The 23856-nt window shown below is 26.2% G+C and carries 23 protein-coding genes; all 23 read left to right on the top strand.

The window, feature by feature from the left end:
* Nucleotides 1-21 precede the first annotated feature (21 nt).
* The 23 genes from dut (at nt 22) to selD (ending at nt 23846) form a co-directional block, all read left to right on the top strand.
* Entirely contained in the window at nt 22-453 is a 432-nt protein-coding gene (gene dut / locus VJI95_RS00550) for a dUTP diphosphatase (protein WP_323999023.1), read from the top strand.
* A gap of 11 nt (nt 454-464) precedes the next feature.
* Nucleotides 465-2801 carry a DNA translocase FtsK gene (locus tag VJI95_RS00545; RefSeq protein WP_324009868.1) on the top strand — a complete coding sequence of 779 codons (2337 nt, stop codon included), beginning with the start codon at nt 465-467 and terminating at the stop codon, nt 2799-2801.
* On the top strand, nt 2785-3327 hold the full coding sequence (gene pgsA, locus VJI95_RS00540; RefSeq protein ID WP_323999017.1) for a CDP-diacylglycerol--glycerol-3-phosphate 3-phosphatidyltransferase: 543 nt from the start codon (nt 2785-2787) through the stop codon (nt 3325-3327). Before VJI95_RS00545 ends, pgsA begins: the two co-directional genes overlap by 17 nt.
* Nucleotides 3328-3342: 15 nt before the next feature.
* A complete protein-coding gene (gene recA, locus VJI95_RS00535; protein WP_324009867.1) occupies nt 3343-4488 on the top strand; it encodes a recombinase RecA in 1146 nt (381 codons plus the stop codon).
* Nucleotides 4489-4652: 164 nt separating this feature from the next.
* Complete coding sequence (locus tag VJI95_RS00530) at nt 4653-5696, top strand: DUF1015 family protein (protein ID WP_324009866.1); 1044 nt, start codon at nt 4653-4655, stop codon at nt 5694-5696.
* Between the two features lie 11 nt (nt 5697-5707).
* Nucleotides 5708-7525 (top strand): aminotransferase class I/II-fold pyridoxal phosphate-dependent enzyme, encoded by a 1818-nt coding sequence (locus tag VJI95_RS00525; RefSeq protein WP_324009865.1) that lies wholly within the window; start codon nt 5708-5710, stop codon nt 7523-7525.
* A 208-nt stretch (nt 7526-7733) separates the two neighbouring features.
* Nucleotides 7734-8726: a phosphate acyltransferase PlsX gene (gene plsX, locus VJI95_RS00520; RefSeq protein ID WP_323999011.1), complete on the top strand. Its 993-nt coding sequence runs from the start codon at nt 7734-7736 to the stop codon at nt 8724-8726.
* Between the two features lie 2 nt (nt 8727-8728).
* A complete protein-coding gene (locus tag VJI95_RS00515; RefSeq protein ID WP_323999009.1) occupies nt 8729-8950 on the top strand; it encodes an acyl carrier protein in 222 nt (73 codons plus the stop codon).
* Between the two features lie 13 nt (nt 8951-8963).
* A complete protein-coding gene (rnc, locus tag VJI95_RS00510; protein WP_323999008.1) occupies nt 8964-9680 on the top strand; it encodes a ribonuclease III in 717 nt (238 codons plus the stop codon).
* Entirely contained in the window at nt 9673-10752 is a 1080-nt protein-coding gene (locus VJI95_RS00505) for an elongator complex protein 3 (protein ID WP_324009864.1), read from the top strand. Before rnc ends, VJI95_RS00505 begins: the two co-directional genes overlap by 8 nt.
* The gene (gene smc / locus VJI95_RS00500; RefSeq protein ID WP_324009863.1) at nt 10742-14278 is read left to right on the top strand and encodes a chromosome segregation protein SMC; all 3537 of its coding nucleotides are present in this window, start codon (nt 10742-10744) and stop codon (nt 14276-14278) included. The genes VJI95_RS00505 and smc overlap by 11 nt, the downstream gene beginning before the upstream one ends.
* Nucleotide 14279: 1 nt before the next feature.
* The gene (gene ftsY / locus VJI95_RS00495; RefSeq protein ID WP_324009862.1) at nt 14280-15260 is read left to right on the top strand and encodes a signal recognition particle-docking protein FtsY; all 981 of its coding nucleotides are present in this window, start codon (nt 14280-14282) and stop codon (nt 15258-15260) included.
* A 126-nt stretch (nt 15261-15386) separates the two neighbouring features.
* Nucleotides 15387-15740, top strand: a complete 354-nt coding sequence (ylxM, locus tag VJI95_RS00490; RefSeq protein WP_323999004.1) for a YlxM family DNA-binding protein — start codon at nt 15387-15389, stop codon at nt 15738-15740.
* 12 nt (nt 15741-15752) lie between these two features.
* Nucleotides 15753-17096, top strand: a complete 1344-nt coding sequence (gene ffh, locus VJI95_RS00485) for a signal recognition particle protein (protein ID WP_324009861.1) — start codon at nt 15753-15755, stop codon at nt 17094-17096.
* A gap of 17 nt (nt 17097-17113) precedes the next feature.
* Nucleotides 17114-17368, top strand: a complete 255-nt coding sequence (rpsP, locus tag VJI95_RS00480) for a 30S ribosomal protein S16 (protein ID WP_041953914.1) — start codon at nt 17114-17116, stop codon at nt 17366-17368.
* Between the two features lie 11 nt (nt 17369-17379).
* Nucleotides 17380-17607 carry a KH domain-containing protein gene (locus VJI95_RS00475; protein ID WP_269752945.1) on the top strand — a complete coding sequence of 76 codons (228 nt, stop codon included), beginning with the start codon at nt 17380-17382 and terminating at the stop codon, nt 17605-17607.
* A 4-nt stretch (nt 17608-17611) separates the two neighbouring features.
* Nucleotides 17612-18112, top strand: a complete 501-nt coding sequence (gene rimM / locus VJI95_RS00470) for a ribosome maturation factor RimM (RefSeq protein ID WP_323999000.1) — start codon at nt 17612-17614, stop codon at nt 18110-18112.
* Complete coding sequence (gene trmD, locus VJI95_RS00465) at nt 18105-18797, top strand: tRNA (guanosine(37)-N1)-methyltransferase TrmD (RefSeq protein ID WP_323998998.1); 693 nt, start codon at nt 18105-18107, stop codon at nt 18795-18797. Before rimM ends, trmD begins: the two co-directional genes overlap by 8 nt.
* Before the next feature lie 58 nt (nt 18798-18855).
* On the top strand, nt 18856-19203 hold the full coding sequence (gene rplS / locus VJI95_RS00460; protein WP_004833379.1) for a 50S ribosomal protein L19: 348 nt from the start codon (nt 18856-18858) through the stop codon (nt 19201-19203).
* Between the two features lie 53 nt (nt 19204-19256).
* Nucleotides 19257-20543 carry a replication-associated recombination protein A gene (locus tag VJI95_RS00455; protein ID WP_323998996.1) on the top strand — a complete coding sequence of 429 codons (1287 nt, stop codon included), beginning with the start codon at nt 19257-19259 and terminating at the stop codon, nt 20541-20543.
* Between the two features lies 1 nt (nt 20544).
* Nucleotides 20545-21930, top strand: a complete 1386-nt coding sequence (gene asnS / locus VJI95_RS00450; protein WP_324009860.1) for an asparagine--tRNA ligase — start codon at nt 20545-20547, stop codon at nt 21928-21930.
* 233 nt (nt 21931-22163) lie between these two features.
* Entirely contained in the window at nt 22164-22778 is a 615-nt protein-coding gene (locus tag VJI95_RS00445) for a helix-hairpin-helix domain-containing protein (protein WP_323998993.1), read from the top strand.
* A gap of 9 nt (nt 22779-22787) precedes the next feature.
* Entirely contained in the window at nt 22788-23846 is a 1059-nt protein-coding gene (selD, locus tag VJI95_RS00440) for a selenide, water dikinase SelD (protein ID WP_324009859.1), read from the top strand.
* Nucleotides 23847-23856: the final 10 nt, after the last annotated feature.

The following is a 23856-nucleotide window of genomic DNA, read 5'->3' as shown; positions in this document are numbered from 1 at the left end:
TATTTTTTGGAGGAAAATTTAATGGAAGTTAAAATTATAAATAGAAGTAAAAATGAGAATCCAACTTATGCCACAGAGGGTGCTTCTGGATTTGACTTAAGAGCAAATTTAGATGAAGATTTAATGATTAAACCACTGGAAAGAGTAGCTGTACCAACTGGATTATTTTTAGAAATTCCTTTAGGTTATGAGGGACAAATAAGAGCTAGAAGTGGAATGAGTTTAAAACATGGTATAACAATGGCTAATGGAGTTGGTACAATAGATAGTGATTATAGAGGAGAAATTAAAGTTCTTATAGTTAATCTTTCTGATAAAGAATATGTTATCAAAAATAATGATAGGATTGCTCAAATGATAATTACAAAATATGAGAGAGCAGAGTTTAAACTTGTAGAAGAACTATCTGATACAACTAGAGATAAAGGTGGATTTGGACATACAGGGTATTAGTAGAGGAAAAAATGAATAATAAGAGAAAAACTAGATCGAATACAAAAAAATTAAATATAAATAAAAACGATAAAATTTTAAAAAATGTTATTTTAGGATTATTCTTATTGAATTCTTTTTTTATAATATTTTCTTTTTTTGCGAATACTGGATTTTTGGGAAATTTTATTAAAAATATTTTTCATACTTTATTTGGAGGGACGTATTTTATTTTCTTATTAATTACGGAAATAATATATATAGTAGTTCTTCTTGGGAAATTAAATAAAAAGAATAGAAACCGTAGTATTATGGCTTTATTGTTATTTTTTAACTATATGGCTATTGTTGACTTAGCAATTAATTCTTCAAATATTATCTCAGTTAAATTAGAAATTGCTAAAAATACAGCACCAAAAGGAAGTGGATATATAGGAGCTATATTTGGATATTTTTACAATACTATGATTGGAGTAATAGGGCTTTATATCTTTACTTTTATTATAGGGTTGTTTTTAGTATTGTCATTTTTAGATATAACTTTTTTTGATTTCTTAAAAATTGTTAAATTTAATATTTTAAAAGCTTTTGAAAAAATTAGTGAAAAGTATTCTGAGTATAAAGAAAAAAAAGAAATAAAAAAAGCTGGAGATATACAAAATGATAATGAAACTTTAGCAATTGTTGAAAATATTGATAATTTAGAAGAAAGTGAAATTGTTGTTTTAGATCATAATGATAATATTAACCAAGATACAGAAATAGAAATTGAAGAAATAGAAAAAGAAAAAGAAGAAATATTAGATAGTTTTAATTTATTTCCTGATGAGAATTCAGAAAAAGGTAAATCAAAGTCAAAAAAATCTGAAATAAAAACAGATAATTTAGATATAAATATGAATGGTTCGGATGTAAAAAAAATAGAGTATAAAATACCTCCTTTAAATTTATTAAAAGGTAGTAAAACTAAAGAAACAGAATCAGAACAAACCTTAAAACAAAGAGCAAAAAAAATAGAATCAACTTTAAAAAGTTTTGGCGTAGGAGCAAAAGTTGTTAGAATTAATAAAGGACCTACAGTAACTTGTTTTGAATTACAACCAGATATGGGAGTTAAGGTAAATAAAATAGTAAATTTGGCTGATGATTTATCTTTAGCATTGGCTTCTTCAGACATAAGAATAGAAGCACCTATTCCGGGTAAGTCAGTAATTGGAATTGAAGTTGCAAATACTCTAAAGGAGAATGTATCTCTAAAAGAGATATTATCTTCAAAAGAGTATCAAAATTGCACATCCAAGATGCCAATGGCTCTTGGAAAAACAATATCTGGAGAAATTATAGTTTCTTCAATAGATAAAATGCCTCATATGTTAATTGCAGGAGCAACTGGGTCTGGGAAATCGGTTTGTATCAATACTTTAATTATGAGTATTCTGTACAAATCTTCACCAGAAGAAGTGAAAATGATTTTGATTGATCCAAAGGTAGTAGAACTTAAAATCTATAATAAAATTCCTCATTTAGCTATTCCAGTAGTTACAGATTCTAAGAAAGCTAGTGCCGCTTTAAACTGGGCTGTAAGAGAAATGGAACGACGTTACAGTTTATTCTCTGATAATCAAGTTAGAGATATTAAAGGATATAATGAAAAACAAAAAACTGATGAATTAGAAAAATTACCTTATCTAGTTATAGTAATAGATGAATTATCAGATTTAATGATGGTGAGTGCAAATGAAGTAGAATCTTATATTTGTAGACTTGCACAAATGGCTAGAGCTTGTGGAATTCATTTGATAGTTGCTACTCAAAGACCTTCAGTTGATGTAATAACAGGAACAATAAAGGCGAATATTCCATCAAGAATTTCATTCCAAGTTTCTTCACAGATTGATTCAAGAACAATTCTAGACTCTTCTGGTGCAGAAACATTATTAGGAAAAGGAGATATGTTGTTTAATCCTTCTGGGCTATCGAAACCTATTAGAATTCAAGGCTGTTTTGTTTCAGATGGTGAAGTTGAAGCAGTAGTTAATAATATTAAAGAGCAAACTCAAGAAGTTTTTTATGATGAAGAAATAATTAAAAATATTGAATTAGAAGTTTCAAATATGGATAGTGAAGATGATGAGGTTGATGACTTATTTTATGATGCAGTTAAAATTGTTTTAGAAGAAAATTCTGCATCGATATCACTATTACAACGTAAAATGAAAATTGGATATGCTAGAGCTGGAAGAATCATTGATGAAATGGAAAGTAGAATGATAGTAGGTAAACAAGAGGGAAGTAAACCTAGAAAAATTTTAGTTGGTTTTGATTATTTGGACAAATTGAAAGGGGATAGCGATGAATATAGCAAATAAATTAACTTTATTTAGAATATTTTTAGTACCGGTTTTTATAGTATGTTTGTTAGTTTTTGGAATAAATAATATTTTAGGTTTTTTAATTTTTACTATCGCCTCATTAACAGACATGTTAGATGGTTATTTAGCTAGAAGTCGTAACTTAGTTACTACCTTTGGAAAATTTATGGATCCCTTAGCAGATAAAATACTGGCTTGTTCTGCTCTAGTTATGCTTGTACAGTTTGGTAAGGTTGAGGCATGGATGGTATGTATTGTACTTGCCAGAGAATTTATAATTTCAGGATTCAGATTAGTAGCTGCATCTAATGGAATAGTTATATCAGCTAGTATTTATGGAAAAATTAAAACTATTACGCAACTTTTTGCAATAAGTTTTATTCTTTTAAATTCTACAGAAATAATTAATATACCATTTAATTTAGATATTTTACTTTGGTATATATCTGTTATATTCACAGTTATTTCTGCAGTAGATTATATTTGGAAAAATATAAAAGTTTTAGACTTAAAAAATATATAATTATAGGAGGATATGATGGCTATTAAAAAAACAGATAAATTTGAAAGAATTGAAGATAAGAATGAAAGAAAAAAAGCTTTATCTATTGCTCTTGAAAAAATTGAGAAAGATTTTGGAAAAGGGATAATAATGAGAATGGGAGACGCTCCTAAAGTGAATATAGAGTCCATAAGCACTGGAGCAATGAACTTAGATATTGCACTTGGGATTGGTGGAATACCAAAAGGAAGGATTGTTGAAATCTATGGTCCAGAATCTTCTGGGAAAACCACATTAACATTGCATATAATAGCTGAATCACAAAAAGCTGGAGGAGTGGCAGCTTTTATTGATGCTGAACATGCATTAGATCCGGAATATGCGAGAAAACTAGGCGTAGATGTAGATAATTTACTTATATCCCAACCGGATACTGGTGAACAAGCATTAGCTATTGTTGAGGCTTTAGTTAGAAGCTCTGGGATTGATTTGGTAATAGTAGATTCTGTTGCGGCACTTGTTCCTAGAGCTGAAATAGAAGGAAATATGGGAGATTCTCATATGGGATTACATGCTAGACTTATGAGTCAAGCTTTGAGAAAATTAGCTGGTATAATTTCAAAATCAAACACAACGGTTGTATTTATTAATCAATTAAGATCCAATATTTCAACTAATCCTTATGCAGGTGGTGGTCCAGCTGAAACTACAACAGGAGGTAGAGCGTTAAAATTTTATGCAAGTGTTAGAATTGATATAAGACGTGCTGAGCAGTTAAAACAAGCAGATGGTGAACCTTATGGTGCAAAAACTAAAGTAAAAGTTGTTAAAAATAAAATGGCACCTCCTTTTAAAACTTGTGAATTTGATATTATATTTGGTGAAGGAATATCAAAACTTGGAATTATAGTGGATATGGCAGCTGATAAAAATATTATAAAAAAATCAGGAGCATGGTATAGTTGTGGAGATATTAAACTTGGACAAGGAAAAGAAAAAGCTAAAGTTTATTTAGAAGAACATCCTGCATTTTTAGAAGAAATAAAAGAAAAAATATATGAATCTTATGGAATTGAATATGAAAAGCAAGATGTTCCAGAAGAAATTGAAACAACAAATTTGGTTGATGACGAAATCGAAGACTCAGAAGAATTGTTGTTAGATGATTTAATTATTGAATAGAAATTATATTAAAGATGAGATTAATTACTCATCTTTTTATATATGTATAAAGTAAGATGATTTTTATTTATTATTATGATATAATAAGTCTAGTTTAATCCCAAATCATAAAAATATATTACAATTTTTATTATAATATATTATTTAGTTTATGGAGGTTTTTTATGAAAATAGATTTATTAAAAAACAGTTTTGTTAATATTTCTAAAAATATATATGATTCTGATTTTATTAATTTGGCAAAGATAAACAATGAAAAAATATGTTTTGATGATAACACATTATTTCTTTCTAAAAGTAGTAAAGATAAATTGAATTCTCAACCTATAGAAAATAATAGAGAATGTATTTATATTTTTAAATATTTTAACTCTTATGGTTTACTTGCAGATTTACCTATTGAAGAGTATATTTCAGAAAAAATAAAATGTCATGAATTAGTTTTACCAGATGTTATTCAAGGAATGATTGCAAACTATCATATCTATAATGCTGAAACTGCTCCAGTTTTCATTGTACATAAAGAAGAAATTGATTACAAAAAAATTCTTGAAAATAAAAAGTATACAAAAGAGTATCATTTTGATAATATTGATTTATATGTTTATTTTGACAATGAAGCTAAGGAAATTATAGAAAATTTTTCAAGTGTTAAACAAATGTATGTAGCTGATGGACATCACAGATTATATACCTCTTCTATGTTAAAAGATAAAGATAGTGTTTTTTCTTGTTTTTTAAGCTTTTCTCAAGTCACAATCTCTCCTATACATAGAGTTATTAGAAATATTGACGCTACTTCTTTTGAGAAAGCAAAGTTATTTATGGACAGTTTTTTGGAAGTTTTTGATGATGGAGAGTTGAAAAAGGGTTTTGTCAGAATATCATATCAAGATGATTCTTTCCTTGTAAAGTTAAAAGATACAGAAAATGATTTATTTTGGAACAATGATGTATATAGAATGAATACTCAAATTATTTCAACAGCTTTTAGAATTTTAAACTTTTCAAATGTTGAATATATTGGAGATAATGAGATTTTATTTGCTAAGAAAAATCTTGGAAAAAATGATGTATTAATTGAACTTTGTCCATTAGATGTTGATGAATTTATGGAATTAGCTAATGAAGTTTGTATACTACCACCAAAATCTACATTTTTTATTCCAAAATTCCCATCATTTTTAGTATTTAAAAAGTATAAATAGGAGGTGCTTAAATGCAAGCAGTTATATTAGCCGCTGGTCTTGGTAGCAGATTAAAAAAATTAACTGAAAATAATACAAAATCTATGGTAGAGGTGGATGGTATTTCTCTAATGGAGAGGATGTTAAGGATATTAGATAAAAAATCTCTTTCAAATATAGTTGTTGTTACAGGATATAAGAGTGAATTTTTTATTAATTATATAAAATCTTTAAATATAAATACTAAATTGACTTTTATAAATAATGAAATTTATGATAAAACTAATAATATTTATTCGATGTTTCTTGCTAAAAATGAAATGGTTAAAGAAGATAGTATTTTATTAGAATCAGATTTAATATTTGATGATAAAATGATTACAGAAGTCATTGATGATAAACGTAAAAATTTAGCTTTAGTTGCAAAATATGAACGTTGGATGGATGGAACTTGTCTAAAGATAAATGATGATGAACAAATATTAGATTTTATCTCGGGAAAAGATTTTAATTTTAAAGAAGCATATGATTACTATAAAACTATAAATATATATAAATTTTCAAAAGAATTTTCTAAAAATATATATTTTCCTTTTTTAGAGGCATATATGAGTGCAAACGGAAAAAATGATTATTATGAAGCTGTTTTAAAGATAATTATTGATTTAGGAAAGAATCATATATATGCAAAAGTAATTTCAGATGATATTAGATGGTATGAAATTGATGATGAGCAAGATCTTGATATTGCTTCTTCAATTTTTTCTGATGGAGATAAAAAGCTAGAAAAATATCAAATAAGGTATGGTGGATATTGGAGATATCCTAAACTATTAGATTTTTGTTATCTAGTAAATCCATATTTTCCACCTAAGAAGATGATAAATGAATTGAAATATAATTTCAAAGTTTTACTTGAACAATATCCATCAGGACTTAATGTCAATTCTAGTCTTGTAGCAAAAATTTTTGATATAAAAAAAGAAAATATTGTTGTTGGAAACGGAGCTGCTGAACTAATAAAATCGCTAATCGAAAAAATTGATGGAAATATTGGATTTATCAGACCAACTTTTGAAGAATATCCTAATAGACATAATAGTGAAAAGTCAATAGTTTTCATTCCAAAAAATGATAATTTTTCATATACAGCTAAGGATTTAATTGAATTTTATTCTGACAAAGATATAGAAGCGTTAGTTTTGATAAATCCTGATAATCCTACTGGTAATTATATTTGTAAAAAAGATGTTCTTGATTTGATTGAATGGGCTAGAGATAAAAAAATTAAATTTATCTTAGATGAGAGTTTTGTTGACTTTGCAGAAGAAGAAAATTCAACATTTTTAGATGATAAGTTATTAAATTTATATGAAGATTTTATTGTAGTAAAAAGTATTTCAAAATCTTATGGAGTTCCAGGCCTTCGTCTTGGAATTGTTGCAACTTCGAATTCGAATTTAATTTCTATGATTAAAAAAGATGTTTCAATTTGGAATATAAATTCATTTGGGGAATATTATCTTCAAATTTATGACAAATATAAAAAAGCATATACTCATGCATTAACAGAAATTAAAAATGCTAGAAAGATATTTTTAGATAAATTAAATAAAATTGAAGAATTCAGAGTAATACCATCTCAAGCAAATTATTTTACTATTGAATTGAATAAGGGAAATTCTAAAGAGTTTTGTGCCAAAATGCTAGATCATTATAATATTTTTATAAAAGATTTAACTTCAAAAATAAATTTAGAAAATAGAGAATTTATCAGAGTAGCAGTAAGAAATACTGAGGATAATGAATTATTTATTTTGGCAGTAAAAGAATATTTAGATACTAATTAACATATTAATAATAAAGCAGTAAATTTTAATAAATTAACAAATTTACTGTTTTTTATTGTGAACATTAATAATTGCTAGTATTATATAGTAGAAAACTATATTTAAGGTTATTACTAAATAATATATTAAAAGTGAGTTATTATAATAAAAAATTTGTATAAAAGTTATAAATATGATATACTGAAGTGTGTTATTATTGGAGGTAATTATGAAAATAATAGTAGATTTATTAGGATCAGATAAAGGTGCTGAAACAATTTTTAATGGAGTCATAGAAACAAGTAAATTACTTAAAGATTTGTCTTTTGTAGTTATTGGTCCAAAAGAAATAGTAGATAAATTTAATGTTGATAGTGATTTAAAAAATAGATTAGAAATAATTGATACAAATGAATATATATTAAATACGGAAGAACCAACTTTTGCAGTGAGAAGGAAGAAAGATGCCTCAATAGTATTAGGAATGAAACTATTAGATAAAGGAGAGGCAGACGGATTAATTTCATTTGGAAGTACTGGAGCAGTTCTTGTCTCAGGACTTCTTATTGCAAAAAGAATGGAAAATGTTGAAAGACCTGCTTTAACCATTACATTACCCACTAATAAAGATAAAATGATATTATTAGATATTGGTGCGAATATAGAATGTACTGTTGAAATATTAAAGCAATTTGCGATAATGGGAAATATATACGCTAAAGAAATATTAAATAAAGAAAGCCCAAAAGTAGCATTGTTAAATATAGGAAGTGAAAATGGTAAAGGCACTAAAATTTTAAAAGAAACTTATTCTGTTTTAGAAGATGAGGACATGAACTTTGTTGGGAATGTTGAATCTAGAGATATTTTTAATGGTGAAGTTGATGTAGTAGTATGTGATGGATTTCATGGAAATGTTTTGCTTAAGACTATTGAAGGTTCTGTTAAATTCATCTTAACTAATATGAAAAAAACTTTAATGTCTTCATTTTTAGGAAAGATTGGAGGTCTTTTAATAAAGTCTCCTATGACAAAATTAAAAAAGACTTTAGACTATAAAGAGTATGGTGCTTGTCCTATGTTAGGATTAAAAAAAGTTGTATTTAAAGGACATGGTAGTAGTGATGAAAGAGCAGTTGTTTCAGGTATAATTTCAATGGTTGATTATATAAATAAAGATATAAATACAAAAATTGAAGCAAAAATTGAGAGAGGAGAATAATGATGGTTTTTGAAAAGGTAAAAGAATTTTTACAAAATGCTTTTAAAGGGAAAGAAATAAATTTAGATACTAGATTTAGAGAAGATTTACAAGCAGATTCTATTAAAGTTCTAAGTGTTATCATGGATATTGAAGATGAATATAATCTTGAGTTAGATGAAGATACTATTCGTTCAATTATTACAGTTAGAGATTTAGTGGAATATATTGAAAAAAATATCTAAGGGGTAATTTTTTATGATTACTAAAGAAAGAAAAGAATTGCTTGAAGAACTTATGAATTCAATAGGATATAAATTTAAAGATTTAGATTTATTAAATTTAGCTTTTGTTCATAGATCATATCTTAATGAGTATAAAGATGTTAAAATTTCTAATGAAAGACTTGAATTTTTAGGAGATGTCGTATTAGGTTTTATTGTTAGTGTTGAATTATATGAACAGTTTCCAAATTCTGATGAAGGATATTTAACTAAAATTAGAAGTAAAGTAGTCTGTGAAGAGTCTTTTTCTTACGCTGCAAGAACTTTTAATTTAGGAAAATATCTTTTATTAGGAAAAGGTGAAGATAATTTTGGTGGCAGAGACAGGAATAGTATATTAGCAGATACTTTTGAAGCTCTCTTTGGAGCATTATACCTTGACGGAGGTATGGAAATAGTTACTGAAATTGCTAATAAATATTTTTTTGATACTGTAGTTTATAAAATTAATAAAAATATTTTTATAAAAGACTATAAGAGTTATTTACAAGAATATTTTCATAAAAATTCTACAACTAAAATCTGTTATACACTTGTTGCTGAACGCGGTCCAGATCATGATAAAGAATTTGATATGTGTGTAAACATTGATGATATTATCAAAGGTTACGGAACCGGAAAAAATAAAAAACAAGCCGAACAACAAGCAGCAAGAGATGCCTTAATAAAAAGTGGAGCTATAAGTGAATAAGTGTAATATAATTCCAATTTTTGTTCCACATATGGGATGTCCTCACGATTGTATATTTTGTAATCAAAGAAAGATAACAAATTTCAAAGATGCTCTAGATGAATTTGATATACGTAAAAATATAGAAAACTATATCTCATATTTTAAGAATAAAACTATTCCAATAGAAATTGCCTTTTATGGAGGTAGTTTTACAGGCCTAGACAAGAATTTAATGATTAGTTACCTTGAAATAGCAAATGATTATATTGATAGAGGATTTGTAAATTCTATAAGAATATCAACGAGGCCAGATTACATTAGTAAAGAAATTCTTGATATTTTAATCAAATATAAAGTTCAGACAATTGAATTAGGAGTCCAATCTATGACTCAGAGTACTTTGGATTTAAATAACAGAGGTCATAATGTAGAATGTGTTTATGAGTCATCTTCACTTATAAAAAAATATAAGATTAAATTAGGATTACAAATGATGGTAGGACTCTATGGAGATACTATAGATACAGTAATTAATACCGCTTTTGAATTATGCAAAATAAAGCCGGACTTTGTTAGAGTTTATCCTACACTTACTATAAGAGATACAGAATTGGAAAGACTTTACTATTCTAAAGAATATATGCCAATGAGTCTTGAAGATTCTATTTATTTGTGTAAACATATTTATATACTTTTTAAATATTATAGTATACCTATAATCCGACTTGGATTACAAAGTAGTGATAATATTTCAGAAGATGGAGATGTTGTTGCTGGACCATATCATCCCGCTTTTAGAGAACTTGTTGAAAGTTCAATTTATAAAGATTTTATAGAGTATTATATAAGTTTTTTTGATATTAAAAATGATTTTATTCTTGAGTGTAATAATTCAGAAATTTCAAAAATTATAGGGAATAAACGATTAAATATAAAATATTTTAAAGAAAAATATAATATTAATATAAGAATAAAAACTCTTACTTTAGAGAAAAATATTTTAATATTTAATAAAAATATAGTTTATATAAATGATTTTATAGATTATTATTTTAATAAAAATATTTTAAGGAGAATTGATGAGACTTAAGAGTATTGAAATAAATGGTTTTAAATCATTTGCTGATAAAATAAAATTGGATTTTGAGACTAATATCACCGCGATAATAGGACCTAATGGAAGTGGAAAAAGTAATGTTGCTGATGCTATTAGATGGGTTTTAGGAGAACAAAGCGCTAAGACTTTAAGAGGAAGCAAAATGGAAGATGTTATTTTTTCTGGGACAGATAATAAAATTAAAAAAAATTATTCTACTGTTAGTATAACTTTTGATAATTCAGATAATGTAATACCTATTGATTTTAAGGAAGTTACAATTTCAAGAAAGTTATATAGAACTGGAGAAAGTGATTATTTTATAAACAAATCAAATGTTAGATTAAAAGAGGTTAGAGAATTATTTTTAGATACCGGAATAGGAAGAGAAGGTTATTCAATAATTGGTCAAGGAAGAATCGAAGAAATAATAAACGGGAAATCTGAGGATAGACGTGCCATTTTTGAAGAAGCTTCAGGTATTTCTAAAATTAAGTATCAAAAGAATGAGTCCCAAAAGAAGTTATTCAGAGCAAAAGATAATTTAACAAGACTGAGAGATATAATTATCCAAAATGAAAATAGATATGGTTTTTTAAAAGGACAATCTACTAAGGCTAAAAAAGGTATTGCATTATTAGAGAATATTGAAAAAGCCGAATTTTCTATTTCATATAAAGATTATAACAATTTAAATAGTAATTTTAATAAATATTCTGAAAATTTAGAAATTAATAAAGAAGAAATAATTGATATAAATAAAGAATTTGAAGAAGTAAAATTAAAAATTGCTCCATTAAAAGAGGAACTAAATAATATAACTAATATAATTGAAAAAGATTCCACTGAATTAAATAAATTAACCCATAAAAAGAATGATATAACTAATAAGAAAGATATCTTAATTGAAAGAAATAAGTTTATTAAATTAAACAATGACCAATCTTTAAATTTAAAACAAGAGTATATTGATAATTTAGAAAAAATAAATCTTGAAATTTCAGATCAAGAGAATAAAATTTCTGAAAAAGGTTTGATTTTAAAAAAATATCATGATGCTAAAAATGAGGTTAAGAGTAAATTGTTAAAAAATAAAGAACTCTTAGATTCAAAGGTTCAAATTATAGATAAATTTATTCTTGAAAAAGAGGAAATTGAAAATATAATTAATGATTTAGAAACCGAAAAAAGAGCTAATGAAATTATAACTGATAGTATAAATAAAAAAATCGAAGAAAATACTGAAGAAGTTGCTAAATTAAATATTGAAAAAGAAAGTATAGAAAAGAAATTATCTGAAAATAAATTACTTTTAGAATCAAATAGTCAAAAAGTACAAAATATTGATTTAACTATCCTTGAAAAGAGACAACTTATATCAGAATTAGAAAATGAGCTTATTTCTTTAAATAATCAGATTTCTAATATAAATAATGAGATAAATTATAAAAATAAAGAAGTTATTATGTTAAAAAACTATATTAGAAATTATGAAGGGTATGGGAAATCAGTTCAAGACTTATTTAAACTTTGTGAAAAAGAAACTGAATTAAAATCAATGATTTGTGGAACTTTGGGAGAACTTATTTCTGTTGAAGAAAAGTATAAAAAGGCAATTGATACTGTTTTGTCTTCAAATTTACAAGGTATTGTTGTTCATAATGATTTAGAAGCTAAAAAAATAATTGAGAAAATTAAAACTAATAAAATTGGAAGACTAAATTTCTTTCCTATTTCAAAAATATTATCTAAAAAGGAACGTAGTAATATTACAGATTCTGACATATTATCCTTTGCTAATGATGTAATAACTTGTAATGATGATTATAGAAATATAGTTAATTATTTCTTGGCAAATACTGTAATATGCGAAAATATGGATATTGCTATAAAACTATCTAATAAATTTAAAAACAAATATAGAATAGTTACGCTAGATGGTGACGTTATAAATAGTTGGGGTTCCATTTCTGGTGGCTATAAATCAAGTAAGAACTCATTTTCTATAATAGGTAGAAAACAACAATTAGAGAATGCTTTATCAGATATTAAAGCTTTAGAAATTAGTTTGAGTAATAATCAAAATAGAATTTCGGAAATAAAAACTGATTTACAGCTAAATAAAGAAAAATTAGATAATTTGAAAAATGAAAAAGAAAATGCAAAATTAAAAATTGATTCTTTACAAAAACTTATCTATTTAAATGAATTTGATATTAGTAAAATTTCTGAAAAAATTGATGAAATTGATAGTTATAAAGAAAATCATCAAGGTTTTACTCCAGACAAAGAAAAAGAGTTGCTTATTTATAAGGAAAAGAGTATCCTTATAGATGATGAAATTAATAAATACAATTTAGAAATAAATGAATTAAAGAATTTTATCTTAGAGTTGGAAAAAGAAGAAATTGTTGTAATAAATAATTTAGATTCAATTGAGAGAGATATAAATATTTTAGGTAATTCAAAAAATATTTTATTAGAAAACAAGAATTCTAATGAAGGTAAACTTAATCTAAAGGAAACAGAGTTAATAGAATTTGAGCTACAATTAAAAAATAATTTATCTGAAATAGAATTGATAAAAAAACTTAATGAGGATTTAGATACTAAAATTGAGGAATTAACTAATTCAATTGGCTTTAATATTGATTTAAAGAAAAAATTGATATTAGATAATGAAGAAATTTCAAAAAGATATTCTGAATTAAGCGAAAAATCTTTAACTTTAGAAAAAGAAATTGAGAAAAATGAACTTAGGATATCAAATTTAAAAGATCAATTTTCAAATTTAATCAATAGACTTTGTGATGAATATTCTTTAAATTTGGAAGATTGTGAAAGAAAAATGGAATTATATAAGAGTGAGCATTTTACTAAAGAAGAATTAAAAAGATTAAAAGAAGATTTAAGAGAATTAGGTTCTTTTAGTTATGATTCCATAGAAGAGTTTGAAAAAGTAAAAACTGAACTTGAATTTCAAAGAAATCAAGAAGTTGATTTACAGAATTCTATAGAAGACATAAATAAAATTATATTAAAATTAGAAAACACAATGAAAAAGACTTTTATTAACGAATTTAAAAGTATTAATGAAAATTTTTCAAATATTTTCAAAATTTTATTTAATGGTGGTGAAGCTAGACTTGAGCTTGATAGCGAAGATATTTTAAATTGTGGAATAGATATTATAGCTAAACCTGTAGGTAAAAAGATGCAGACTTTATCTTTAATGTCTGGAGGAGAAAAATCACTAACAGCAGTAGCACTATTATTTGCAATTTTTGAAACAAGACCATCACCTTTCTGTATTTTAGATGAAGTTGATGCTGCGTTAGATGATTCTAATATATTAAGATATGTTGAATATTTGAAGAATTATTTAACAGAAATTCAATTTATAATGATAACTCATAGAAAACCTACTATGGAAATGGCAGATATGATTTATGGTGTAACTATGGAGCAAAAAGGAGTTAGTAAAATAGTTTCTATGACTTTTAATAAGGAGAAGGAATAATATGTTTAATTTTTTTGGAAAGAAAAAAGAAGATAATGAATTAGAAGAAGTTGTTGAAAAAAAACAGAGTTTTTTTGAAAGACTAAAAAAAGGCTTAACAAATACAAGAAATAATTTATCAAGTAAGATAGATAATTTACTATCTATGTCAAAAAAAATTGATGAAGAATTATTTGAAGAATTAGAGTATATTTTAGTTTCTGCTGATATTGGTGCAAATGTTACAATGGAACTAATAGATGATTTAAAAGAAATTGTAAAAAAGGAAAAAATTACTGAGCCGTCTTTAATTAAAGACAAATTAATTGAGCTTATGAATTCAAAATTAGCTTCAAAAGATTTGAATCATGATTTCAATATTGTAGATGGTGTACCAACAATTATACTGGTTGTTGGAGTAAATGGAGTTGGAAAAACAACATCTATAGGAAAATTAGCAAATAAATTTAAATCAAAAGGTAAGAGTGTAATGCTTGTTGCTGCAGATACTTTTAGAGCAGCAGCAACTGAACAACTTACTGAATGGGCTAATAGATCAGGTGTTCCAATAATTTCAAATGAAGAAGGGGCTGATCCAGCATCTGTTGTATATGATGGAATTCAAAGTGCAAAAAGTAAAAATATAGATATTCTAATTTGTGATACCGCTGGAAGACTTCATAATAAGAAAAATTTAATGAATGAGTTGAATAAAATTGCTAGAGTAATAGATAGAGAATATCCTGAAGCAAATAAGGAAGTAACACTTGTTCTTGATGCAACAACTGGACAAAATGCTATTACTCAAGCTAAAGAATTTAGGGAAACAGCAAATATTGATGGTGTAATTTTAACAAAATTAGATGGAACTGCTAAAGGTGGTGTTGTTTTCACAATTCAACTTGAAATGGAAATTCCGGTTAAACAAATAGGAATTGGAGAACAAATAGATGATTTGCAAGATTATAATAATGAAGACTTTGTAAATGCAATATTTAATTAAAAAAATTAACGTTGAAAAATACGTTAATTTTTTTTAAAAATTTTTTAATAAAAGTATTGACAAATATGTATTTAATGATATAATATAAAGGTCAAGAAAAAAACTTGACCCATTTAAGAGGTGATTATGGAAAAAATAGTTGAGATAGCTGTTCTATTTGATTATTATGGTAAACTTCTTAGCGAGAAGCAATATAATGTTGTTGATCAACATTGTAATGAAGATTTATCTCTTAGGGAAATTGCTGAATTAAATGGAATTTCTAAACAAGGTATATCAGATATTTTAAGTAGAGCAGAAAAAAAATTAAGATTCTATGAAGATGAATTAAAATTAATTTCTAAATTCGATAAAATAAATAGTAGTCTAAAAGAAATTAATTTATTAATTGAAAATTCAAAAATAGAAGATTCCTCTTTGCTTAATATCCTGGATATTATTCAAAAGAAAAATAATGAAATTATAGAAAATGATTTATAGGAAGTGATGGGAATGATATTTGAGAATTTATCTGAAAAACTTCAAGGAGCATTGAATAAATTAAGAGGTAAGGGAAAATTATCTGAAAAAGATGTAGACCTTGCAATGAGAGAAGTTAAACTTGCACTTTTAGAATCTGATGTAAATTTCAAAGTTGTTAAACAGTTTATAAATAATGTAAAAGAAAGAGCAATTGGCAAGGAAGTTATGGAGAGCTTAACTCCTGCACAACAAGTTATTAAAATTGTAAATGAAGAACTTACTGCTCTTATGGGGAAAAAAGAAGAGAAAATTCAAATTGACTCTAATCCTCCGACTGTTATTATGCTTTGTGGTTTACAAGGTGCAGGAAAAACTACACATGCTGGAAAACTTGCTAGATACTTTTTAAAACAAAATAAAAGACCTCTACTAGTAGCATGTGATGTTTATAGACCAGCAGCAATAAAGCAATTGCAAGTTGTTGGTAAATCAGTTGATGTTCCAGTATTTACTATTGATGATTGTAAAGATGTTACTAAAATAGCAAATGAATCAATTAAATTTGCCAATTCTAATTCAAAAGATATAGTTATTTTAGATACTGCTGGTAGACTACATATAGATGATGTACTTATGGAAGAATTAAAATCTATTAAATCATCAGTTAGTCCTATCGAAATTTTATTAGTAGTAGATTCTATGACAGGACAAGATGCTGTTAATGTTGCTGAAAGTTTTAATAATGAATTAGATATTACCGGAGTGATAATGACTAAATTAGACGGAGATGCTAGAGGTGGAGCTGCTTTATCTATTAAGGCTATCACAGGAAAACCTATTAAATTTATAGGTGTAGGTGAAAAGCTGGATGATTTAGAACAATTTTATCCTGATAGAATGGCATCAAGAATTTTAGGAATGGGAGATATTCTATCCGTAATAGATAAAGTTCAGAAGCAATTTGACTTGAAGCAAACAAAAGAACTTGAAGAAAAAATTAGAAAGCAAAGTTTTACATTGGATGATTTTTTAAGTCAAATGCAACAGGTTAGAAATATGGGACCATTACAGGATTTGCTTTCTATGATGCCTGGTGTAAACTCTAAAATGCTAAAAGATGTTAACATTGATGAAAAAGAACTTGACAAAATTGAAGCGATGATTTTATCAATGACAAAAAAAGAAAGAGAAAATCCAGATATTATTGACAATTCTAGAAAGCAAAGAATTGTAAAAGGTTCAGGAACTAGTATTACAAATCTTAATAAATTGCTTAAGCAATTTAAAGATAGTAAAAAAATGATGAAAAAAATGCAAGACATGACAAAAGGAGCTAAGAAAAAAGGCAAATTTGGTTTACCTTTTTTTAAATAAATTTTAAGGAGGACAATATGGCAGTTAAAATTAGATTAAAGAGAATGGGTTCAAAGAAAAAGCCATTTTATAGAATAGTTGTTGCCGATTCAAGAGCACCAAGAGATGGTAAATTTATCGAGGAAATTGGATATTATAATCCACTAACAGAATCAAAAGAAATTAAAGTTGATGCTGAAAAGGTAAATACTTGGATTAAAAATGGTGCAAAACCAACTGATACGGTAAATAGATTATTTAAAAATAATAATATATATTCTGAGAATAAGTAAGGACTGTATATATGAAAGAATTAGTTGAATTTATAGTAAAATCTTTAGTTGATAATCCTGAAAAATTAGTTATAACTACTGAAGAAGAAGGAGAAGTATTGAAGATTTTTATTAAGGCAGATGAAAATGATATTGGTAAAATTATAGGTAAGCAAGGTAAAATTGCTAAAGCTATTAGAACAATTGTTAGATCTTCTGCAATGAAGTTAGGTAAAAAGGTAATAATAGAAATAAATTAGTATTATGGAATTTATTGAAGTTGCAAAAATTATAAATGTTCATGGAATTAAAGGTACTGTAAAAATTTATTTATTAACTTTTGATATTGATAGATTTAAAGCTGATTGTACATTTTATATTGATAAAAAAATAACTGTTACAATAAAATCTGTAAAAGAACTAAGTACTGATCTTGCTTTATTAACTTTTAATGAATATGACAATATAAATCAAGTGTTGGAATTTAAAAATAAAGGACTTTTTATTGAAGAAAGTGATTTATTAGCTCTTCCTGAAGATGAGTATTATATATACAAGCTAATAGGAATTGATGTATATAATCAAGATGGTAAATTTATTGGAAAAATAAAAAATGTTTTGACAACATTGGCTAATGATGTTTATGAAATTGATTATAATGGAAAAAATGTATATGTACCAGCAGTAAAAGAGTTTATAAAAGATGTTGATATTAATAAATCAATAATGAAAGTAAATATAATAGATGGTATGTTAAATGATTAAAATTACAATTTTAACTTTGTTTCCAGAGTTTATTGATTCAATAAAAAATTATGGTGTTTTAGGAAAAGCTATTGAAAAGGGAATTATTGAACTTGAAATTTTAAATATCAGAGATTTTTCTAAAGACAAACATAATAAAGTTGATGATGAAATATATGGTGGTGGAGCAGGTATGTTGATGACAGTTCAACCTGTTTTCGATGCTATAAACTTTAGTAAAAAAGATAATTCTAAACTTATATTTCTATCTCCGCAGGGAGAAGTTTTAACACAAAATAAATGTAAAGAGTTATCTAAAAAAGAACATTTAATATTTTTATGTGGACATTATGAAGGTATTGATTCTAGAATTATAAATAATTATGTAGATGAAGAAATTTCTGTAGGCGATTATGTTGTAACAGGAGGAGAAATTCCGGCTATGTTACTTATGGATGCTGTTTGTAGGATGGTGGATGGAGTATTAGGTAATTCAGATAGTGCTTCTACGGATTCGCATTATAATAATTTGTTACAATATGACGTTTTTACAAGGCCTCGAGATTTTAATGGAATTGAAGTTCCAGAAGTTTTACTTAGTGGAAATCACAAAGAGATTGAAAAATGGAGAGAAGAATCTTCATTAGAAAATACAAAGAAAAAAAGACCTGACTTATATGAAAAGTACATTTTAAAAAAGAAATAGGATGTTCCGCTAGTTTATATAAAATAAATTAAGAACATTGATATTAGGAGGAATTATTGTGGATATAATAAAACAAATTGAAAATGAACAATTAAGACAAGAAAAATTTGATTTTAATGTTGGTGATACAGTTGTTATTGGATATAAAATCAAAGAAGGAAACAGAGAAAGAGTTCAAGCTTTTGAAGGAACTGTAATTAAAAAACAAGGAAAAGGATCAAGAGCAACTTTTACTGTAAGAAGAGTATTACAAGGAGTTGGTGTTGAAAGAACATTCCCAATTCATTCACCAAGAATTGAAAGTTTAAAAGTAATTAGACGTGGTAAAGTAAGACGTGCAAAATTATATTACTTAAGAGATAGAGTTGGTAAAGCTTCAAAAGTTAAAGAATTAAAGAAATATTAAAAATTAAGTACCTCGAGTTTTCGAGGTACTAATTTTATAGAAAAGAGGAAAATATGGATTTATTTAAAATGAATTACAATTTATTTTCTAAATTATCAAAACCATTGGCTGAAAGAATGAGACCAAATGATTTATCTTTTTTTATTGGTCAAGATAATATAATAAAAAATAATTCTGTGCTAAAAAACATGATAAAAAATAATAGATTTTCGTCAATGATATTATATGGTCCGCCAGGTTCGGGTAAAACATCACTTGCAAATATTATTTCTAGTAGTACTGATAATTATTTTGTAAAAATTTCTGCGGTTACATCTGGAACAAAGGAAATAAAAGAAATAATTGAACTTGCAAAAGATAATTTATCAATGTATAATAAAAGGACTATATTATTTATAGATGAGATACATAGATTTAATAAAATGCAACAAGATTTTTTATTAGAATTTGTTGAAAAGGGAGATATAGTATTTATTGGTGCAACTACGGAAAATCCTGCTTATGAAGTAAATAACGCTTTATTATCAAGAGTTATTGTTTTTGAATTACAAGCACTCAGTTTTGAAAATTTAAAAGATATAATTGACAATGCTATTTTAAATGATGAAATTTTAAAAAATAAAAAAATAAACTACACCAAAGATGGTATTAGCTATCTAATAAAAATGTCAAATGGAGATGCGAGAACTGCTTTAAATTATCTTGAACTAATTATTGATAATATTGAATCTGAAGATAAAGTTATTTCTGAAGATAAAATCAAGAATATTCTTGATAAGGTAAAAGTATATTATGATAAAAATTCAGATAAACATTATAATTTTATTTCTGCTTTTATAAAATCAATGAGAATTGGAGATCCTGATGCTGTAGTTTATTATTTAGCATCAATGTTAATATCTGGTGAAGATATCAATTTTATTGCTAGAAGAATGATCATTTTTGCATCGGAAGATATTGGAAATGCAAATCCAAATGCATTAATTTTAGCAAATTCTTGTGCAGAATCTGTAAAAAAAATAGGAATGCCTGAAGCAAGGATTATTTTATCACAATGTGCTATTTACCTTGCTTGTAGTGAAAAAAGTAACACATCATACTTAGCTATAGATAAGGCATTAAAATATATTAAAGAAAATGGACTTGAAGAAGTTCCTAGCTTTTTACAAACTTCAAGAACAATCTCTAAGAAAAATGAGGAATACAAGTATCCTCACAACTATGAAAATATGGTTACAGGTCAAGAATATTTACCTGAAAAAATTAAAGATTTAAAATTTTATAATCCAAAAAATATTGGATATGAAAAAAAGTTTTTTGATAAATTAGAGGAGGAATAGAATGTTTTTACTGAAAGATATTTTTGCAAATGAAGAAAATTATATTGATAAAGAAATTGAAGTAGCGGGTTGGATAAAAAATAGTCGTTTTAATAATAATATTGGGTTTATAGAGCTTAATGATGGAACTACATTCAAGAGTATTCAGATTGTTATTGAACCAAAACTAGACAATTTTCAAACTATATCAAAATTACTATTACCTTCTGCAATTATAGTTAAGGGGAAGGTTGTTAAAAGTCTAGGTGGAAAACAAAATTTTGAAATTAATGCTTCTGAAATAGTAATTGAAGGAGAATCCACTGATAAGTATCCTCTTCAAAAGAAAAGACATACATTTGAGTTTTTAAGAACTATACAACATTTAAGACCAAGAACAAATACATTTAATGCCATTTTTAGAGTTAGATCAATTTTAAGCTATGCTCTACATAAGTTCTTTTTTGAAAGAGGATTTGTTTATGCACATACTCCAATTATAACAGCAAGTGATGCAGAAGGTGCTGGAGAAATGTTTAGGGTTACAAATTTAGATATAGATGATCTACCAAGAACAAAAAGTGGAGAAATTGATTTTACTCAAGACTTTTTCTCAAAACCTACAAATTTAACTGTTAGTGGTCAATTAGAAGGCGAAGCATTTGCAATGGCATATAGAAATATTTATACATTTGGACCAACATTTAGAGCTGAAAATTCAAATACTACTAGACATGCAGCTGAATTTTGGATGATTGAACCAGAAATAGCCTTTGCTGATTTAACAGATGTTATTAAATTGTCAGAAGATATGGTTAAATATATTATTAAATTTGTTTTAGAAAATGCACCTGATGAAATGAAGTTTTTTAACGATTTTATAGATAACGGATTGCTCGAAAGATTAAATTCTGTTGTTAATTCAGAATTTAAGGTTATGACATATACTGAAGCAATTGAAATATTAAAATCATCTAAAGAAAATTTCAAATACCCAGTTGAATGGGGAGTTGATTTGAAAACAGAGCATGAAAGATATATCTGTGAAAAAATCGTAAAGGGTCCTGTATTTTTAACAGATTATCCAAAAGAAATTAAAGCGTTCTATATGAGATTGAATGATGATAATAAAACTGTTGCAGCAACAGATATGTTAGTTCCAGGTATAGGAGAACTAATAGGAGGAAGTCAAAGAGAAGAAAGACTTGAAATATTAGAACAAAAAATGAAAGATTCAAATATGAATATTGAAGATTATTCTTGGTATTTAGACTTAAGAAGGTTTGGTGGAACAAAACATGGTGGTTATGGATTAGGATTTGAAAGGATGTTAATGTATCTAACAGGAATGCAAAATATAAGAGACGTATTACCTTTCCCAAGAACAGTTGGTCTATGTGAGTTTTAATATAACAATTTTGTTGAAATGAGGTGCAATTTGCATCTCATTTTTAGTAATTATATGTAAGATAAATCTTATATAACATGATTTTATAAAGAATAGTTATCATAATAATTATATAATATATTAAAAATTTTTAATATATTATATCTTTAGTAATTAAAATTAGATTTTTTTGTAATAATATGTTATAATTATAATGTATTTTTATTTCGTAATTGCAATAATTGAGGTGTGTTATGTTAAAAAATAAAAAAGATATAATTTTAATTGGATGTATGTTTTTAGGATTAACTTTTCTTGGATTTGGTTATAAATATCTAACATTTAATAGCCAGAAAAAAGTTGTAGAAAATATTAATAGTGAGAATAAACAACAGAAGGAAGATGATTCTTCAGAAAACAACAAACAAATCTCTGAAATATATGTACATATTGATGGAGAAGTAAAGAATCCTGGTGTATATAAGATGAAAATAGGAGATAGAGTTAATGACGCAATTCAAGCAGCTGGAGGATTAACTGAAAATGCTGATAAAGGCAGAATAAATTTGGCTACAAAACTAAGAGATGAAATGAAAATACATATTTCAAAAATTGGAGAAACTAATAGTGATTTAAGTAATGAATCAAAAGATGATAACTCTGACGGAAATAATAGTAAATTAATTAATATTAATACTGCAAGTAAAGAAGAGCTTTGTAAATTAACTGGAATAGGGGAGAATAAAGCAAAACTTATAATAGAGTATCGAGAAAAAAAGAAGTTTACTAAAATTGAAGATATTACAAAGGTTTCAGGTATAGGAAAGAAAACTTTTGAAAAGATTAAAAATGATATAACAGTAGATTAGGAGAAATAAATGAAAGATATTGATATAAAAAATATAAAATTGACTTCATATGCAAAAACTTCAGGATGAGCTGCCAAGGTTGGTCCAGATATTCTGGACGAGGTGTTATCTGGATTGGATAATAAAACTTCTATAAATAATAAAGATTTACTAGTAGGAATAGAAACTTCTGATGATGCTGCAGTATACAAAATAAATGATGAAATGGCATTAATAGAAACATTAGATTTTTTTACTCCAATAGTTGACGACCCTTATACTTTTGGTAGAATTGCTGCTGCTAATTCTCTTTCAGATGTTTATGCTATGGGTGGAGAACCAACTATGGCTATGAACATTGTATGTTTTCCAAATTGTTTACCACCAAAGGTTTTAACAGAAATCTTAAAGGGTGGTCTTGAAAAAATGAAAGAAGCAGAATGTTTACTTATTGGTGGACATACAGTACAAGATGACGAACCTAAATACGGATTAAGTGTTTCCGGTTTTGTTCATCCTAATAAAGTTTGGAAAAATTCTTCGGCTAGAGTTGGTGATATTCTAATTTTAACAAAGCCGTTAGGACTTGGTATAATAAACACTGCTATAAAAGGTGGGGTTGCAACTGAAGAAGAAATTGCAGATGCTGTCAACACAATGGAAACTCTTAATAAATACGCGAAAAGAGCTGTAGAAAATTATACAATTAATTCTTGTACTGATATTACCGGATTTGGATTAATGGGTCATTGTTATGAAATGGCCAAAGGATCTAATACTACTTTTATTCTTGATAGTTCAAACTTGCCTGTATTAAAAGGTGCGATTGATTATGCTAATATGGGACTTATCCCTAAAGGATGTTATGATAACAAAAACTTTGTTGGAAATAATTATAACGTTGAAAATGATATTGATGAAGCACTTTTAAATGTAATGTTTAATCCGGAAACTTCAGGAGGACTTCTAATTACAGTTCCTGAAAATGAAGTTAAAGATATTTTAGATAACTTAAAAGATATTCCAACAAGATTTGCAGTTGTTGGTAAAGTTGTTGAAAAAACAGAAAAATATTTAACTGTGATATAATTAAATAATT

It is taken from the genome of Parvimonas sp. C2 (assembly GCF_035282405.1).
GTDB lineage: Bacteria > Bacillota > Clostridia > Tissierellales > Peptoniphilaceae > Parvimonas.
Note: the sequence above shows the minus strand (reverse complement) of the source record. Positions and strands in the feature narration are given on the sequence as shown.

Bases quoted from the DNA above. Each gene is read 5' to 3' on its own strand.
- dut (WP_323999023.1), top strand. From the start codon at position 22: ATGGAAGTTAAAATTATAAATAGAAGTAAAAATGAGAATCCAACTTAT.
- VJI95_RS00545 (WP_324009868.1), top strand. From the start codon at position 465: ATGAATAATAAGAGAAAAACTAGATCGAATACAAAAAAATTAAATATA.
- pgsA (WP_323999017.1), top strand. From the start codon at position 2,785: ATGAATATAGCAAATAAATTAACTTTATTTAGAATATTTTTAGTACCG.
- recA (WP_324009867.1), top strand. From the start codon at position 3,343: ATGGCTATTAAAAAAACAGATAAATTTGAAAGAATTGAAGATAAGAAT.
- VJI95_RS00530 (WP_324009866.1), top strand. From the start codon at position 4,653: ATGAAAATAGATTTATTAAAAAACAGTTTTGTTAATATTTCTAAAAAT.
- VJI95_RS00525 (WP_324009865.1), top strand. From the start codon at position 5,708: ATGCAAGCAGTTATATTAGCCGCTGGTCTTGGTAGCAGATTAAAAAAA.
- plsX (WP_323999011.1), top strand. From the start codon at position 7,734: ATGAAAATAATAGTAGATTTATTAGGATCAGATAAAGGTGCTGAAACA.
- VJI95_RS00515 (WP_323999009.1), top strand. From the start codon at position 8,729: ATGGTTTTTGAAAAGGTAAAAGAATTTTTACAAAATGCTTTTAAAGGG.
- rnc (WP_323999008.1), top strand. From the start codon at position 8,964: ATGATTACTAAAGAAAGAAAAGAATTGCTTGAAGAACTTATGAATTCA.
- smc (WP_324009863.1), top strand. From the start codon at position 10,742: ATGAGACTTAAGAGTATTGAAATAAATGGTTTTAAATCATTTGCTGAT.
- ftsY (WP_324009862.1), top strand. From the start codon at position 14,280: ATGTTTAATTTTTTTGGAAAGAAAAAAGAAGATAATGAATTAGAAGAA.
- ylxM (WP_323999004.1), top strand. From the start codon at position 15,387: ATGGAAAAAATAGTTGAGATAGCTGTTCTATTTGATTATTATGGTAAA.
- ffh (WP_324009861.1), top strand. From the start codon at position 15,753: ATGATATTTGAGAATTTATCTGAAAAACTTCAAGGAGCATTGAATAAA.
- rpsP (WP_041953914.1), top strand. From the start codon at position 17,114: ATGGCAGTTAAAATTAGATTAAAGAGAATGGGTTCAAAGAAAAAGCCA.
- VJI95_RS00475 (WP_269752945.1), top strand. From the start codon at position 17,380: ATGAAAGAATTAGTTGAATTTATAGTAAAATCTTTAGTTGATAATCCT.
- rimM (WP_323999000.1), top strand. From the start codon at position 17,612: ATGGAATTTATTGAAGTTGCAAAAATTATAAATGTTCATGGAATTAAA.
- trmD (WP_323998998.1), top strand. From the start codon at position 18,105: ATGATTAAAATTACAATTTTAACTTTGTTTCCAGAGTTTATTGATTCA.
- VJI95_RS00455 (WP_323998996.1), top strand. From the start codon at position 19,257: ATGGATTTATTTAAAATGAATTACAATTTATTTTCTAAATTATCAAAA.
- asnS (WP_324009860.1), top strand. From the start codon at position 20,545: ATGTTTTTACTGAAAGATATTTTTGCAAATGAAGAAAATTATATTGAT.
- VJI95_RS00445 (WP_323998993.1), top strand. From the start codon at position 22,164: ATGTTAAAAAATAAAAAAGATATAATTTTAATTGGATGTATGTTTTTA.